The 15522-nt window shown below is 38.0% G+C and carries 20 protein-coding genes and 5 pseudogenes; 11 read left to right on the top strand and 14 right to left on the bottom strand.

Going from position 1 to position 15522, the window contains the following annotated elements:
• Window positions 1-29 precede the first annotated feature (29 nt).
• A pseudogene (locus tag AC5JQI_RS08650) lies at window positions 30-158 on the top strand (IS1 family transposase); the annotation flags it as partial.
• A 28-nt stretch (window positions 159-186) separates the two neighbouring features.
• On the opposite strand, the gene AC5JQI_RS08645 reads toward AC5JQI_RS08650, so the two are convergent.
• The 9 genes from AC5JQI_RS08645 to AC5JQI_RS08605 all read right to left on the bottom strand — a co-directional run bounded on the left by AC5JQI_RS08645 (window position 187) and on the right by AC5JQI_RS08605 (window position 6087).
• Window positions 187-1575 carry an ISKra4 family transposase gene (locus AC5JQI_RS08645; RefSeq protein ID WP_493914644.1) on the bottom strand — a complete coding sequence of 463 codons (1389 nt, stop codon included), beginning with the start codon at window positions 1573-1575 and terminating at the stop codon, window positions 187-189.
• Window positions 1576-1599: 24 nt separating this feature from the next.
• Window positions 1600-2160, bottom strand: a complete 561-nt coding sequence (locus AC5JQI_RS08640) for a recombinase family protein (protein WP_493914417.1) — start codon at window positions 2158-2160, stop codon at window positions 1600-1602.
• A gap of 113 nt (window positions 2161-2273) precedes the next feature.
• Window positions 2274-2855 (bottom strand): plasmid pRiA4b ORF-3 family protein, encoded by a 582-nt coding sequence (locus AC5JQI_RS08635; protein WP_493914416.1) that lies wholly within the window; start codon window positions 2853-2855, stop codon window positions 2274-2276.
• 87 nt (window positions 2856-2942) lie between these two features.
• A complete protein-coding gene (locus tag AC5JQI_RS08630) occupies window positions 2943-3491 on the bottom strand; it encodes a carbapenem biosynthesis protein CpmH (RefSeq protein ID WP_493914415.1) in 549 nt (182 codons plus the stop codon).
• Window positions 3488-4024 carry a carbapenem self-resistance protein CarG family protein gene (locus tag AC5JQI_RS08625; RefSeq protein ID WP_493914414.1) on the bottom strand — a complete coding sequence of 179 codons (537 nt, stop codon included), beginning with the start codon at window positions 4022-4024 and terminating at the stop codon, window positions 3488-3490. Before AC5JQI_RS08625 ends, AC5JQI_RS08630 begins: the two co-directional genes overlap by 4 nt.
• Window positions 4014-5117, bottom strand: a complete 1104-nt coding sequence (locus AC5JQI_RS08620) for an SUMF1/EgtB/PvdO family nonheme iron enzyme (RefSeq protein WP_493914413.1) — start codon at window positions 5115-5117, stop codon at window positions 4014-4016. Before AC5JQI_RS08620 ends, AC5JQI_RS08625 begins: the two co-directional genes overlap by 11 nt.
• 2 nt (window positions 5118-5119) lie before the next feature.
• Window positions 5120-5452: a proline dehydrogenase family protein gene (locus tag AC5JQI_RS08615; protein WP_493914646.1), complete on the bottom strand. Its 333-nt coding sequence runs from the start codon at window positions 5450-5452 to the stop codon at window positions 5120-5122.
• Between the two features lie 4 nt (window positions 5453-5456).
• Entirely contained in the window at window positions 5457-5750 is a 294-nt protein-coding gene (locus AC5JQI_RS08610) for a carbapenam-3-carboxylate synthase domain-containing protein (protein ID WP_493914645.1), read from the bottom strand.
• Window positions 5746-6087, bottom strand: coding sequence for a carbapenam-3-carboxylate synthase domain-containing protein (locus tag AC5JQI_RS08605; RefSeq protein WP_493914412.1), 342 nt, complete (start codon window positions 6085-6087; stop codon window positions 5746-5748). Before AC5JQI_RS08605 ends, AC5JQI_RS08610 begins: the two co-directional genes overlap by 5 nt.
• Window positions 6088-6760: 673 nt before the next feature.
• Between AC5JQI_RS08605 and AC5JQI_RS08600 the strand changes: the two are divergent.
• Window positions 6761-7781: pseudogene (locus tag AC5JQI_RS08600) on the top strand (IS110 family RNA-guided transposase).
• 293 nt (window positions 7782-8074) lie between these two features.
• On the opposite strand, the pseudogene AC5JQI_RS08595 reads toward AC5JQI_RS08600, so the two are convergent.
• Window positions 8075-8248 (bottom strand): annotated as a pseudogene (locus AC5JQI_RS08595) (ISKra4 family transposase); the annotation flags it as partial.
• A gap of 88 nt (window positions 8249-8336) precedes the next feature.
• On the opposite strand from AC5JQI_RS08595, the gene AC5JQI_RS08590 reads away from it, so the two are divergent.
• Window positions 8337-8744: a plasmid pRiA4b ORF-3 family protein gene (locus AC5JQI_RS08590; protein ID WP_493914411.1), complete on the top strand. Its 408-nt coding sequence runs from the start codon at window positions 8337-8339 to the stop codon at window positions 8742-8744.
• On the opposite strand, the pseudogene AC5JQI_RS08585 reads toward AC5JQI_RS08590, so the two are convergent.
• Window positions 8708-9259: pseudogene (locus AC5JQI_RS08585) on the bottom strand (helix-turn-helix domain-containing protein); the annotation flags it as partial. The gene AC5JQI_RS08590 and the pseudogene AC5JQI_RS08585 sit on opposite strands and share 37 nt — an antisense overlap.
• A gap of 128 nt (window positions 9260-9387) precedes the next feature.
• On the opposite strand from AC5JQI_RS08585, the gene AC5JQI_RS08580 reads away from it, so the two are divergent.
• Window positions 9388-9525: a hypothetical protein gene (locus tag AC5JQI_RS08580; RefSeq protein WP_323856139.1), complete on the top strand. Its 138-nt coding sequence runs from the start codon at window positions 9388-9390 to the stop codon at window positions 9523-9525.
• A 111-nt stretch (window positions 9526-9636) separates the two neighbouring features.
• On the opposite strand, the gene AC5JQI_RS08575 is transcribed toward AC5JQI_RS08580, so the two are convergent.
• Window positions 9637-10146, bottom strand: coding sequence for a contact-dependent growth inhibition system immunity protein (locus AC5JQI_RS08575; RefSeq protein WP_493914410.1), 510 nt, complete (start codon window positions 10144-10146; stop codon window positions 9637-9639).
• 74 nt (window positions 10147-10220) lie between these two features.
• Here AC5JQI_RS08575 and AC5JQI_RS08570 point away from each other — a divergent pair, with 74 nt between their 5' ends.
• The 5 genes and pseudogenes from AC5JQI_RS08570 to AC5JQI_RS08550 all read left to right on the top strand — a co-directional run.
• Window positions 10221-10412 carry an IS1096 element passenger TnpR family protein gene (locus AC5JQI_RS08570; RefSeq protein WP_493914409.1) on the top strand — a complete coding sequence of 64 codons (192 nt, stop codon included), beginning with the start codon at window positions 10221-10223 and terminating at the stop codon, window positions 10410-10412.
• Window positions 10393-10731, top strand: coding sequence for a recombinase family protein (locus AC5JQI_RS08565; protein ID WP_493914408.1), 339 nt, complete (start codon window positions 10393-10395; stop codon window positions 10729-10731). Before AC5JQI_RS08570 ends, AC5JQI_RS08565 begins: the two co-directional genes overlap by 20 nt.
• A gap of 24 nt (window positions 10732-10755) precedes the next feature.
• On the top strand, window positions 10756-12144 hold the full coding sequence (locus tag AC5JQI_RS08560) for an ISKra4 family transposase (RefSeq protein ID WP_493914644.1): 1389 nt from the start codon (window positions 10756-10758) through the stop codon (window positions 12142-12144).
• A 156-nt stretch (window positions 12145-12300) separates the two neighbouring features.
• Window positions 12301-12585, top strand: a complete 285-nt coding sequence (locus tag AC5JQI_RS08555; protein WP_493914093.1) for a transposase — start codon at window positions 12301-12303, stop codon at window positions 12583-12585.
• Between the two features lie 4 nt (window positions 12586-12589).
• Window positions 12590-12889, top strand: a pseudogene (locus AC5JQI_RS08550) (IS3 family transposase); the annotation flags it as partial.
• Between the two features lie 151 nt (window positions 12890-13040).
• On the opposite strand, the gene AC5JQI_RS08545 reads toward AC5JQI_RS08550, so the two are convergent.
• Window positions 13041-13430, bottom strand: coding sequence for a helix-turn-helix domain-containing protein (locus tag AC5JQI_RS08545; RefSeq protein ID WP_493914407.1), 390 nt, complete (start codon window positions 13428-13430; stop codon window positions 13041-13043).
• Window positions 13431-13654: 224 nt separating this feature from the next.
• Between AC5JQI_RS08545 and AC5JQI_RS08540 the strand changes: the two genes are divergently transcribed.
• Both AC5JQI_RS08540 and AC5JQI_RS08535 read left to right on the top strand, forming a co-directional pair.
• Window positions 13655-13930 (top strand): hypothetical protein, encoded by a 276-nt coding sequence (locus AC5JQI_RS08540; protein ID WP_493914406.1) that lies wholly within the window; start codon window positions 13655-13657, stop codon window positions 13928-13930.
• Between the two features lie 62 nt (window positions 13931-13992).
• Window positions 13993-14286, top strand: a complete 294-nt coding sequence (locus AC5JQI_RS08535) for a hypothetical protein (protein WP_493914405.1) — start codon at window positions 13993-13995, stop codon at window positions 14284-14286.
• A gap of 377 nt (window positions 14287-14663) precedes the next feature.
• Here AC5JQI_RS08535 and AC5JQI_RS08530 read toward each other — a convergent pair whose 3' ends face one another.
• Window positions 14664-15464 carry a S1 family peptidase gene (locus tag AC5JQI_RS08530; protein ID WP_493914643.1) on the bottom strand — a complete coding sequence of 267 codons (801 nt, stop codon included), beginning with the start codon at window positions 15462-15464 and terminating at the stop codon, window positions 14664-14666.
• Window positions 15465-15522 lie beyond the last annotated feature (58 nt).

The raw sequence follows: 15522 nt of genomic DNA, 5'->3' as shown, positions 1-15522 counted from the left end.
ATATGCTTCCGGCTTTTTAAGGATGAAGTATGGCTAAAGTTGACGTCTATTGCCGTTATTGTCACCAATCAGAATCGGTCAAAGGACATGGAAAAGGAAATGGCGGGCATTCCCGTTATCGCTGCTATGCCTGTCGTAAGGTCTTTCAGTTGGAATACACCGAGAGCATGAAAAACTGTGGGGTATTTATGCTGCCATTGCATTCAGCCCTGAGCTTGCCAATTTAGGATACCAACAGTGAAAGATACTTTCTAATTCATCATTTAAAACGGCCACTCGAGTTTGTAAAAGATAATGTGCTCCTTCTTGGCTCCATTGCATTTGCTGTTTTTTCGCCATCCGTTTTGCGATAACTTCATTCACGGTTGATTCCACAAATGCCGTTGAGATTGGCTCGCCATAACGATGCCGTTCTCCATAATTGGGGAGCATCGCTTGGTTATTACCAATGTAAGTCATCATTTCATCTAAATACCGCCCCATTTTTTTACTGTGTTTATAGACTTGGTTATCTTCTTCATTGTCACAAGTATATAAACAGCTATCGAGCTGATCTAATGCCTCATCGACATTACCATGCCATAAGTACCATTTTGTTTTTTCGAGTAAATTTTGTAGTATTGAACCAATATCAGTTGATTGTGTGATGAGAGCTTTAGCGCACTGATTAAGCACGGTTAGGCGCATACTAATATGAAACCAATCTAAAATATGCTCAGCTTCTGGGTAAATACCGATTTGCATCATCCTCAGATTATCAGCCCCATCTGATAAAAAAGATATCTGCTGGTTAGTTTGCATCCCTTGGGCATGGAGTACAGAAAGCAAGCGTTTCCTTGGGTTATTTTCAAACATGTGAACATAACCAAACCGTTTCGCTTGAATATTTTCGGCATACGCTTTTCCTGTAATGATTTCAAAATTGTTTTTCCGGTTATGGCAATCCCTGACATAGCCACCGTCAAATCCTATCACCATCGGTTTTCCTGGGCGGGGCAAATTATCATTGTCATAAGCCGTTTTATCGAGAAAATCTGGCTTCTCGGCTAACTCAGCCTCTTGCCGTCTAGCGACACTGATTAAGTGATTACGCACCGTGGAGGCATTTAACGCTTTATTGATTGGTAAAATATCTTTCAATCTATCCACAGTAAGATTGTAAGACATCAAGGAGGCCCATTTGGCTTCAATATATTTTAGTTCGGGATGGATATTTTCGGGGAGCCACTCACTGAGTAAGCTGACTGATTGGGTATTATTTCTCTCACAGTTACAGCGATAAAGCCGAAGCCCTTTAATAGGAATGACCCCAAATAAAGTATGATAATGACGTGTTTGATGATCTTTTATTTGACGACGTTGATGACAGTGTGGGCATTCTCGATGCGTTTGCATGTAAGCTTGGGTTTGAGATTGTATGATTGACAATTGTGCGTGATTGAGTAATTTTTTTGATTCGTTGAGAGATAATCCCAAAAGTTCATCTTGTTCGGCGGTTTTCTGTAACGTCAATAAGGTTTCTTGAGTGGTGAAGCCATCATCGTGTATAACTATTGCTGTCATTACGATTTTCATCATACGATCTCCGAAGTTAATGAGCTATCGTTTCCTTAACTTATAGTAAGTTGAAACGCCTATACCGACATTATCACAGGCTAATTTCAGGCGAACGCCTTTGGCTTTTAATTCATCAACCATAGCAACCTTGCGTTTATCGGCCGGAGGGCGACCCGTCTTTTCCCCTCGATGTTTCTTCGCTGCAATACCCTCAGCTTGGCGTTCCCTAATGAGTGCCCGTTCAAATTGACTAAATGCCGACATCATATGCAATTGGAGTTCTTGTAGTGGGTTATTTTCATGCGCAGAAAAACAAATATTTTCTTTGAGAAAAATGAGCGAAATCCCTCTTTGTTTCAGATCAAGCGTTAAATAACACATATCCATCATATTGCGGCATAAGCGATCGATTGAGTGAACAATCAGCGTATCCCCAGATATAAGTGTGGATAATAATTGTTGTAAATTGGGTCGATGCGTATCTTTGCCACTGGCAATATCGGTAAAAACTGTTTTGATCTCATAACCTGAATTTTGAATCGCAATTTTTTGTCGCGCAGAATTTTGTTCAGCAGAGCTGATACGAATATAAGCATAAATCATAGAGTAATCCATAAAGGTTATAGAGGTTTTTATAATACTCTCTAAACCTCAATTTATACCCCCTTTAGAGACAATTTAAGGGCTGTGATCACTATTTACGTAAAAGTATACCTTTAGGGATCCCAGTCCAAGCCCTGCGAATAATTCGGCGTGTCAAAATCATAACGCTTTAATAACTGATTGAGTCGTCGGCGGTTAAACTTGACGCGGTTGTACTCGTCAATAAACTCCTGAATATCACCCCAAGTCGTTTTGTCATCACTTTCTGCAATAGCTTCCAAGAGTTTAATCGTTGCTTCGGTTTCATCATATTCAGTCGCATCAGGCATTCCTTGACCACTAAGACAAAATGGCGTGTTTTTATTTAGATCTGATTCAATCGCTTCAATACGGATATCTAACAACCAGTGGCGGAAAAAATTATACTCATAAGTAAACTTATCGCGATTTTCAAACTGAAATGAGGCAAGCGAAATTGTCCAAGGATTATCATAGAAAACCAGTCCGCCTTCATAGCGAATACCATAGTCTTTACCGTGAATATGAAAGGTATGAAGATGGTCGTTATCCCATCCAAAAGCAAACTGCAGAAGAAAATGGAAAGCCCCAAGTGACATGTTACTGTGAAGACGAAAACGTCGCCAAACCATCGGACTAATATCTCTAATAGCCACTTTGATCTTATAGACAGGCATTGTTTTCTCCCTTTGTCACAATGATGATGAGGACGATCATATTAATTGATTAAAGGGATACCCCACAGTTTTTCATGCTCTCCTTAATTAGTAAAGAATTTCAACTTGCACAGGATCACTTATTATTTTAATAATCTCAGTGTTAGTTTTTTCAAATTCGACTTGATATTTTTCAGTATTAATGCCTGTGATAATATTATCTAGATAAGTATACGCGAATCTTATTGATTTATTTTTAGCCCAACTTGGCAGTGAGTCTATGTAATAGTTAAAAACTATGAAACCTTTTTCTTTATTCACGTAAATGATATTCAAAATATCTTTTACCATCATTCTACCGTAACAGAAATCACCATTTCTATTAAATTCTTTTTTTCCTAAATCAGTAAGTATCCATATCTTATTTTTTCCTTTTAAATTTGATTTAACCAAACCAGAATAAACAAGAGACTCCATTCTAGCATTGACAAATATAGAATTATCAACATTTGAAGCTGGCCATTCAGTTTCCCCTAAACATAAATAAATTTTTTCATCGATTTTTTCCTGCACTTTGTTTATATAAAGTTTGAGTTCTTCTGAATGGCAAGAAAAAGAAAAACAAAAAAAACAAAAAAAACAAAAAAACATTTTCATGAGTTACATTCCTCATCGAATTCTGAAATAGCATCACTAACACTTTTGTATTTAATTTTTGTTATAAATTCATTGACATAATCCCAATAATAATCAGAAACACCAGCATCTTCATCATTATATTTTATCTCATATGTAATGAATTCAACGGGGGATTCTCCAAATACATCTTCTTTATTGATTTTTTTCTTTGATAGTATCATATAATAAGTGCCATTCTTGACTCTTAGTTCATAATCTTGTATTTTTATTTCAGATGAAGATAATTTAAAATCAAACCAAGTAAAACTATTATCATTTGGGACAGGGATTATATTAAATATATTATCTTTATTTTTTATAAAAATTGTTAAAGTGTTGCTTGGATGTGATGTGTTATTTTCAAATTCCGCATAAAAAAACACATCTTTTTTTCCATCTCCATTTAAATCTAAAAAATTAGCACCATTTTTTAGGTTTACTTTACTTCCGTTACAAGATAATGTGTCAAATGACAAAATAAAAATAAAAATAAAATAATATTTAATTCTCATTTAAGTGATTCCTTACTAATCTAAATCCAACATCAGGAAGAAAGTAATTTGAACTATGCATATCACAGCTTGATAAACTTTTTGAGTGAGAAAGATAACTACCCCCACAAAAATAATACATTTTAATTCCATTAAAATCATAAATATGGTAAATCCACTCAGAAACATTTCCACTCATATCATATAAACCTAAATCATTTGGAGATAATTTACCTACTATCTGTGTACCAAAATGATTTAAATTAAAATCAGGATACCATGCTACTTTTTTTGGGTCATTACTCCCTGAATGATAATATCCATATCTTCCTAATCGTAATGCAGGTTTTCCACCTCTTGCTGCAACATGCCATTCATTTAGTGTAGGTAAACGATAACCATTAGCTTTTTCATTTATATAAATGTTTAATTCTTTGTTTTTTTTCTTAATAATTTTATTTCCTTTTTGTAAATATACAGGATTGAGATTTGATTTTTCACTTAATGCATTTGAAAATATAATGGTATCTAACCATTCAATATTAGTTACAGGATGTTTCCCATTATCTTGCTCAGGAGGAAGACAATCTTCATAAGATGCACCATTACAGCCATCATCAAATTCATAACCATTTAATATTGCCCATTCATATATTTCTTTATATAGTGAATATGTTACTTCATTTTTCATTATATAAAATGAATCTAATTTAACGTTAACATTAGACTCATAATCTTGAACACCAAATACATTACCTACATAAAAATCACCTCCTTCAACAAAACTAAATTTAATATCATTAAACGAATATGATTTCACTGACATAACTATAGATAAAAAAACAATAAACTTCATTTTATTATTTCCAATTTCTATATTACTAATGGGATATGAACAGCAGGTCAAAATATATCCTTCTGATATTTTTTCTCTAGATATACCTCCTGAATGCTCTAAGTTAACTTCACCAGAAACAAGTTTAACTCTACATTTTCCACAATATCCAGAGGCACAATGATACTTTAATTTTATATCATTCTTATAAGCGCATTTTAAAATTGTTTCATCAGATGAGATATCGAGAACATCATTTCCTATTTTTAGTTTAAACATATTCATTGCCATTTTAATTTATTTTTTAATCTTGAAATTATTTCTTTTTTCATATTTTTATTTTCTTTAACGAAAGTATCAGTAGCAACTGCGTTTTCGTTAATTTTTATTAATAGGTATGGTAATGACTTATCAATTGGACCATATGGTAAATATTTGCATGTTTTAATACCATTAAAAGCTAGTTCTGATGAGATATCATCTCTAATTCCATATAACTGACCTATCCAAAATGATCTATTTTTTAATTTTTTTTCATTTAATATAGTCGATATGCTTTTTTCATTATGGGTTGCAAAGAAAGGATAAAAAAATCTATTTCTTTTGAAATATATTCAACTACACAGAAGATGTAATGTATTTTACTTCTAAATAAGGATATCCCTGTGTATCAAATGCTAATTTATTTATTGTTCCAGGTTTTAATCTGGATACATTTCTTATTGGTGAAAAATCATCTGACTTTAATGATTTTCTAACAACTTCTATTTCAGGCTTGAAGTCAAAAGCTTTTTCTTCTTCTACTATACCAACAATTTTTAAACTGTTAGTAATCCAAATAGAATCAGTTTGTACTAAATTTAATCCTCGAGATTCTGTAATTACTTCTAGATTTCCTTTTTTATCTTCAATAAAAAGACAGTAGTCTCCTTCTACTATAGAAAGAATAGAATCCTGCTATAGAAAGAATAGAATCGCCAAATTTTTCTCTAATTGATAACACAACCTCAACATCACTTAACACACTTGATCTTCCATCTAATGTTCCAAGAATAGATCTAATGGTGGATATGTTATATATATTACCAATTAAAAAAGCATTATATTTTTCATTTTTAAATTTTGACACATTCGTTTTATCACGAAATAATATGATTCCAGTGAATAACTCATGAATTTCAAAATAGTTTATTAGTTTATTCGATTTTTTATCAGTACCATATTTGATAAAGCAAAATTCAGAGCCCAATTCAAAACTCCTTTTATTTTTATAATATTAAAAACAGGTTTTTAACAAAAAGTTTGGCTTTAAAAAGGCTAACAAACAAGAATGATATAATCAACATTTTTAATTAAAATAATTAAATACATTTAACATGATTTCTTTAACTTATTGTTTTTTAATAATTTTAAAAATCTAGTTAATCATGTAATGATATTAATTTAAATTTATTTCTTTTATAATAATTAAAAATTATATATTTTCATTTATATGTAGTTACCCTGTAATATAATTATTTTCATTCGTAGCATTATTTATGCTTATATAGTGTGTTTAATTTATTAACTAAAACAGGTTAAAATACGATCGATAAAAGTTACAAGTTCTGACTAAAAATCTTAACACTCCCAACAATTTGAATAATATCTCCTTTTTCCTCAAAAAACTGCCTGTTGAAACAGGAAACGGCTCAGAAGTCAGCCTGTTCTGCCTTCTGCCCATGAAAACATCAATGAAATTTAAGTCTAAGTCTGCTTGATCTGGAGGTGGTACTCGGAGAATGTAATGAACGCATCCCAACCACTTAGCTCCCGGCATTGTGATGGAATTGAGAGATGAGGCGTGGATCCTCTCAGATTTCCGGCCTTATAGTGCCTAAAAGTGGAAGCCTGTAGCTTCCCGATGACTGGAGGATCCACTCATGAAATATACTCCTGTTGGTGTCGATATTGCAAAACATCTGATGCAGATTCATTTTGTTGAGGAATCTACCGGTGAACTTATTGATAAGCAGTTGCGACGGCGTGATTTTTTAACTTTCTTCAGTAATCGGCAACCTTGCCTGATTGGTATGGAAGCCTGTGGTGGGGCGCATTATTGGGCACGGGAACTGAGAAAACAGGGACATGAAGTCCGTTTGCTTCAGGCCCGGTTTGTCCAGGCATTCCGGATGGGTAATAAAAACGATGTTCAGGATGCACGAGCTATTTGGATGGCGGTTCAACAACCGGGTAAATCGGTAGCTATCAAAAATGAAGAACAACAAGCCATCCTGTCATTACACCGGATGCGCTACCAATTAGTGAAATTCCGAACCGCCCAAATCAATGCATTACATGGTTTGTTACTGGAGTTTGGTGAAACCGTGCATAAAGGGAGAACCGCTTTGGATAAAGCAATGCCCGAAGCGCTTGAGCGGCTAAGGGAAAAACTGGCACCTTTTCTGCTCAGTCTTCTTGAAGAGCAGTACCATCGCTTGAGCGAAATTGATGCGCAAATTGCGCAGGTGGAAGACCAGCTGAATGCGTGGGCAAAACAGAATGCCGATTGCCAACGAATTATGAAAATCCCCGGTGTCGGTGTTCTGATTGCCACGACAGCCCTTGCCACGATGGGTGACCCTCACGCGTTCCGGTCAGGCAGAGAGTTTTCCGCTTATCTGGGTCTGGTGCCGAAGCAGACGGGAACAGGAGGCCGGGTCAAGTTACTGGGCATTAGCAAGCGGGGGGATGTCTACATGAGAACCCTGTTTATTCACGGTGCAAGAGTGGCCGCCTTACTGACGAAAACCCCGCTGCCATGGGTGACGGAGCTGAAAAAACGACGCCCCGGTCTGTGTGGCGATTGTAGGAATGGCCAATAAGCTGGCTCGCACCGTTTGGGCATTGGTAGCCCATCAGCGGGAATACCAAAAAGATTACGTCAGTGTCAGGCCTTATTAAGGCGTTTCACTGGTCAACTTTAACATTTAACTACAAGGATGAATGCAGAAAGATTGCTGAGGCAATGATAATGATGACAGAAACAGGTAAGACCGTGACTTGCTAAACCTGATTTATGCTCTGAGCGTAAAGCTCGTTAGGAGAGTGAGGAGCCAGTCAGCGGATTACATTGAGGCCCGCAGCTCAGCTGCAATAAGGCCGGATATAGAGCTGCAACCTACCGTCGATGTCAACGTGATTTTTGTCTTGCAAACGGGATGCGTTCATATAGAGCATAAAATTGTGTAGGGCACTCATGCCGCAACAGCCTCCGACAAATAGTGCTCCAGTTCCTCGCTTAATTTGCTCCCCGGATACCAGTTCTCAAATCGAGTTTTTAAATCATTATTGAGTACTGCTGTTCGTGTCTTGAGTAAGTAATGTGCACCCTGTTGACCCCATTGCATTTGCTGTTTCTTCACCATACCGTTATGGAGAGCATGAAAAACTGTGGGGTATCCCTTTAATCAATTAATATGATCGTCCTCATCATCATTGTGACAAAGGGAGAAAACAATGCCTGTCTATAAGATCAAAGTGGCTATTAGAGATATTAGTCCGATGGTTTGGCGACGTTTTCGTCTTCACAGTAACATGTCACTTGGGGCTTTCCATTTTCTTCTGCAGTTTGCTTTTGGATGGGATAACGACCATCTTCATACCTTTCATATTCACGGTAAAGACTATGGTATTCGCTATGAAGGCGGACTGGTTTTCTATGATAATCCTTGGACAATTTCGCTTGCCTCATTTCAGTTTGAAAATCGCGATAAGTTTACTTATGAGTATAATTTTTTCCGCCACTGGTTGTTAGATATCCGTATTGAAGCGATTGAATCAGATCTAAATAAAAACACGCCATTTTCGAGGGTTCTTCCGCTGGACCCGTACAAGCGTCCCACGCCTTTAAGATTACCGACATAAAAGGTATCTTGCGACCCTAAATAGCCAGGATGAGCGGTTTCAATTTCGCCACAAGCTTCGTCATCATGCTGCTTACGTTCAAGGGCGGCAACCTGCTCGTCAGTCAGGATAATGCCTTCGTCAGCCACTTTCTTTTCAAGGGCTGCCAGACGCTTTTTGACGTTCTCAAGATGGTGTCTGAGCCAGATAGAACGGACGCCACTGGCAGACACGAAGATGCCTGCCTTTCTGAGTTCATTACTCGTTCTGGCCTGCCCATAGGCCGGGAATTCGATGGCAGAGTTGACAACGGCGCGTTCTGTCTCCTCATCCACCCGGTTTTTGAGATTAGGGGTTTTTCTGCTTTGGTTGATTAACGCGTCAATCCCGCCCGTTTCAACAAGTTCCTGATAACGATAAAACGTATCTCTGGATACGCCCATCACTTTACACGCTCTTGAGACATTATTGAGTTCTTCAGCGAGATTAAGCAGACCCGCCTTGTGTTTGATGATGGGATTGCTAGTATAAAGCATGAGAGTGACCTCTTAGTCTTTGATTATGGGTTCATCACCTTTAATCAAAGTCGGTAACTCTCTTCTTTTCAAACCGAAGTGTCAGATCTAGTCTGAACTAATACAATTAATGCGATGTTTTCAGTGGCATGACCACTCCTCATACGTTGTTTGTCTTCACTAAAACTGACGTCCAACTGCCAGTGCCGCTGTGTTTCAATGTGCCAATGACTGCGTATCGCATACGCGATAAAGTCGGCGGCTTATCACCGTGGTTGGTGATGTAGTCACGTCTCTCATAACTCTCGGGTTTTCCCTGCTCTTCCCGCCAGGACTCCACCACCGCTAACTGAGCCTATCAATTTCCTAAACTTTATACTTCAATAAATTGATGGGCGTTACGGCAAATAAACAAAGCTCTTGCATCGGGAAAAGGCTTCTTTTATTGCTTTACCCAGCTCCTCATCCGTGACATTCTCTGAAAGAATGAGCTTACAATCATCAGGCATCCCTTGTTCTCCCCATGTCTCCAGTTTTTGATGTGCTTGTGGTGAAATCGTGATCCTGCCATTCAATAATTGCACGTTACATTTGTTCATTTTTTTAAATAACGCCCGCTTGGTTTTATATCCCTCTTTTTTCATTGTTTCCGCCATCCAGCTTTTATAGCGGGCATCAATCATATCACGGTGAAAAAAATCATTATCTTCTGGATCAACAAGGCGGCTTTGAGACAATGCCTGCCGGACAGAACAACCTAATTCTTTATCAGAAACATCTTTGGGCAAATAAAGCGTTTTTGCTTCGCTGTCTGCTACCAATAAACGATAACCAGACATGGTTTTCACATAATAAAAATCCCCGTTAAAATTAACGAATGCGTTCAGTCCCTGGCCAATAGAGAGCATGAAAAACTGTGGGGTATCCCTTTAATCAATTAATATGATCGTCCTCATCATCATTGTGACAAAGGGAGAAAACAATGCCTGTCTATAAGATCAAAGTGGCTATTAGAGATATTAGTCCGATGGTTTGGCGACGTTTTCGTCTTCACAGTAACATGTCACTTGGTGCTTTCCATTTTCTTCTGCAGTTTGCTTTTGGATGGGATAACGACCATCTTCATACCTTTCATATTCACGGTTATGATGGATATGTGTTATTTAACGCTTGATCTGAAACAAAGAGGGATTTCGCTCATTTTTCTCAAAGAAAATATTTGTTTTTCTGCGCATGAAAATAACCCACTACAAGAACTCCAATTGCATATGATGTCGGCATTTAGTCAATTTGAACGGGCACTCATTAGGGAACGCCAAGCTGAGGGTATTGCAGCGAAGAAACATCGAGGGGAAAAGACGGGTCGCCCTCCGGCCGATAAACGCAAGGTTGCTATGGTTGATGAATTAAAAGCCAAAGGCGTTCGCCTGAAATTAGCCTGTGATAATGTCGGTATAGGCGTTTCAACTTACTATAAGTTAAGGAAACGATAGCTCATTAACTTCGGAGATCGTATGATGAAAATCGTAATGACAGCAATAGTTATACACGATGATGGCTTCACCACTCAAGAAACCTTATTGACGTTACAGAAAACCGCCGAACAAGATGAACTTTTGGGATTATCTCTCAACGAATCAAAAAAATTACTCAATCACGCACAATTGTCAATCATACAATCTCAAACCCAAGCTTACATGCAAACGCATCGAGAATGCCCACACTGTCATCAACGTCGTCAAATAAAAGATCATCAAACACGTCATTATCATACTTTATTTGGGGTCATTCCTATTAAAGGGCTTCGGCTTTATCGCTGTAACTGTGAGAGAAATAATACCCAATCAGTCAGCTTACTCAGTGAGTGGCTCCCCGAAAATATCCATCCCGAACTAAAATATATTGAAGCCAAATGGGCCTCCTTGATGTCTTACAATCTTACTGTGGATAGATTGAAAGATATTTTACCAATCAATAAAGCGTTAAATGCCTCCACGGTGCGTAATCACTTAATCAGTGTCGCTAGACGGCAAGAGGCTGAGTTAGCCGAGAAGCCAGATTTTCTCGATAAAACGGCTTATGACAATGATAATTTGCCCCGCCCAGGAAAACCGATGGTGATAGGATTTGACGGTGGCTATGTCAGGGATTGCCATAACCGGAAAAACAATTTTGAAATCATTACAGGAAAAGCGTATGCCGAAAATATTCAAGCGAAACGGTTTGGTTATGTTCACATGTTTGAAAATAACCCAAGGAAACGCTTGCTTTCTGTACTCCATGCCCAAGGGATGCAAACTAACCAGCAGATATCTTTTTTATCAGATGGGGCTGATAATCTGAGGATGATGCAAATCGGTATTTACCCAGAAGCTGAGCATATTTTAGATTGGTTTCATATTAGTATGCGCCTAACCGTGCTTAATCAGTGCGCTAAAGCTCTCATCACACAATCAACTGATATTGGTTCAATACTACAAAATTTACTCGAAAAAACAAAATGGTACTTATGGCATGGTAATGTCGATGAGGCATTAGATCAGCTCGATAGCTGTTTATATACTTGTGACAATGAAGAAGATAACCAAGTCTATAAACACAGTAAAAAAATGGGGCGGTATTTAGATGAAATGATGACTTACATTGGTAATAACCAAGCGATGCTCCCCAATTATGGAGAACGGCATCGTTATGGCGAGCCAATCTCAACGGCATTTGTGGAATCAACCGTGAATGAAGTTATCGCAAAACGGATGGCGAAAAAACAGCAAATGCAATGGAGCCAAGAAGGAGCACATTATCTTTTACAAACTCGAGTGGCCGTTTTAAATGATGAATTAGAAAGTATCTTTCACTGTTGGTATCCTAAATTGGCAAGCTCAGGGCTGAATGCAATGGCAGCATAAATACCCCACAATTTTTCATGCTCTCCTTCTTCTATGGCCGAGTTTGTCATGGGATGATATGTGAAGATACGGAAGAAGTTTGGGCCCAATAAGAAAAGCCGGCGCGTAATGAAGTGACCCCCAATAGTTGGACAACCAATGACTGGGGGTTTTTTTATGTCTAAATATAGTCGTGAACTAAAAATCATGATTGCTAAACGATGTCTAGCAGGTAACGCATCGGATAAGCTATCAGCGGAATATTCAATCTCTTCTCGACAAATTCGATACTGGTCTCAAGTTGTTGCCATTCATGGTGATAACGCTTTTTTGCCAACGCCTCACTCTCTTTGTGCTACAACAAAACTCCATGCTTTGAAATTAATGTGGACAAATGATTGGTCTCTCACTCACACTAGCGCAGTTCTCAATTTAACGACCCCGGGTAGATGCTCACGCTAAGCCACTCATTCACAGTGATCAAGGTTGGCAATATCGACATAGGGCTTATCAAAAACAACTTGCTGATAAAGATATTAAGCAAAGTATGTCGAGGAAAGGGAACTGTTTGGATAATGCGATGGCCGAAAACTTTTTTGCCTTACTCAAAACAGAAATGTATCACCGACAGTACTTTAAAGATGCTGATGAACTGATTGAAAAGATAGAAGAATACATCGAATATTACAATACAAAACGGATTAAGGTGAAATTAAAAGGCCTAACTCCGATAGAATATCGAAATCAGGCCTTACATGCCGCTTAACTAAAATGTCCAACTTTTTGGGGTCAGTTCAGTAAACACCGGCTCTTTAAGCACAAATCCAACCAAAACAAGGTGTTTTTGCTGAATTATAGAATCAAGGATATCAGTAAAAAGGCGATTTGTGCCAGAGATATACTTATTTTTCATCAAGTTATGCTGTCTGGTCTCCTCCGTGAGTCGATTTGATGGACTCCACTGTATTTTTGAAGTCTTTGAAGGCTTTTTCGTATTCCCTTGTTTTCTTTGTCAATGTAGTAATGAGTTCGTTTTCGAATTCATCACCATGACACAAATTCTTTCTGTACAGGATTAAAACCTGCTCTGCGAAACAGTCATCATCGATATAAAAATAACAGGTTGGCACATCTAAAATAGCAGCAATCTGACAGGCAACATTGTATGGAGGTGTTAAAACTCCTCTTTCATATCGACTTATTTTTAATTTTGCTTGCTCTTTACTTATTGCCCCCAATGCTTCTCCAACTTCTCGTTGTGAGAGCTTTTTGGCTTTTCTTGCGTCTACTAATCTTTGTGGATTCATGTATAAAAAATATTAACCTTATTTATGGTTGTATCTTGATTCTTTTTTACCATTGTTAGAGAATGCGTAACAGTTGTCTTAATGTGATTACCGTTATCATATAGAGATAACAAATAGGTAAGGGGTTTTTCTATTCACCAGGGACTTTTAAAATTTAAACAAAAAAACAATAACAAATGAAACTATTTTTAGCTAAATATTTTGGTTATATCGAGAGGTTTGTATTGAAAAAGAAAGACTCTTATTTTCAGGAAATTGAATTTTTGAGAAGATTGCATTGGCAGTCTGAAAGTATTCAGGCATTGTCCGACCAAATTTCTAAGCGCATTTTACGCTCTCAAAATCCAGTTTTGATAGGGATGTCTTGTATCTTTATCTTGTTAAAAGAATTTCGCGATGAAGGTCATCCAAATGATTTGCTATACAAATATGAAGTCGTGGTTGGAGAAGTAATAGAAGGGTTTGATTTTAATATCGCTTTTACTCCGAAATTACGATAGCTCTCATATCATTATAGATTGCAGAAATTTGTTCAAATAACCACTATCAGGAGGGGTTTTTGATGACAATACCAGAAAACATATTTAATAAAGTTGTTCAATCTGATATCGACCAGCATATCACTAGGGTTAAAACGCTAGTATTAGAAAGATCTCCAGCGGAAATCTGCCAGTTAGTTTCTGATTCCGTTTCTGTCTATGATTTAGTTATAGTTTTGGGACATTTTAAGGCATTAAAAGACCGAAAGGATAAAGCTGATAATGAATACGTTACCGGCGACTTTTCAAAACCGATTGAAAATATCAAAATAGCCCTTGCTGTTCTTTGCCCGTCAAAAAAAGAAGATCCGCAATAAGAAAAACAAGGCGCTACCTTAAATTAAGACAGCCCCTCCCCTTATTCGTTTATTTGGGAGGATTTTTACTGATTGCAACGGGGGACATTTGAGCTATCGCTTTTTGTTTATCTTTCTTTAAAAAATACTCATATAGTCGACATAGCAACTGTGCATTGTAAAAAATAACTATTGTTGCAATTAAGGCGAGTGGATTCTTCATTGATACCCAAGTCTATTTCATCTTTTCCATTTAACACTTTACCGCCACTAATCTTTGCTATTGCTGATGTTAATTGGAGAGCATAAAGAACCGTGGGGCATTTATGCTCTCTTGTGAGAGCCGTTACAACTATTTATCCGATTAAAATATTCCCGAGAGTTTTTCCCATAATGCATCAATCAAGGTATTTCCGGATAAAATCTCGGATCTCTGGATCTGACACACGGGTATAGACGTTATAAGCCTCTGGCTCAGTACATTCATCACGAAGGATGAAGGCAACGATGCCGGCTAGGATCATATTGCTTGGACCCCGCGTAGCAGGTCCACCAGAATCGCCATAACAGTGCCCCCTTCTACCCGTGGAAAATCCAGCACAAAGCACGTCAGAAGTAATCTGACTGGGGTTGTCAGCGGCTGCCTTACAAGTTGCATGAGAAACGATGGGCACCGAGACCTTGAGTAGCAGATGTGAGTTGTCATAACCATTATTACCATGACCCGTCACCCCCCAACCAGTAACCAGGAGTTTATTGCCAATAATACCGTCGCTGGTTGCCAACTGGGCAAACGGAATGCCTTCTACCCGCGTTTTGAGCTTCAAGACAGCAACATCGTAGCCTGACTTACCCATACTATATTTCGGATGTAAAAAAATGTCCGTGACGTCGTGGTACACGCCTCCACTATTCAGATCACGTGTACCGGCGAGAACTGTCATCTCGCTGGGGGATAATGTGTACTGATTTGGGCCTTTTTCCGTGTTTATAAAGCCACAGTGTGCCGCCGTGACGACGACATTTGGTGCAACGAGCGAGCCTCCGCAGAGGTAAATACTGTGATCTTCGTTCTTTTGCAACAGTGCCACTTGGAATGGGTTGTCATTGGGGCCAGCAATTGTGCCCCCAACAATCAAGAGAGGCTTGTGTTTTTTTGCCTCGAGAGTGGGCTGTAGCAGAGTAGCAGACTCTTTCATCTCAGTATCAGTCTTGACAATTTGCTGCGCTCTTACTGATGTAGAGATTAAAACCAGA

The organism is Xenorhabdus sp. XBWT, assembly GCF_059072735.1.
The sequence above is the reverse complement of the archived record's forward strand: the minus strand, read 5'-3'. Positions and strand labels throughout refer to the sequence as shown.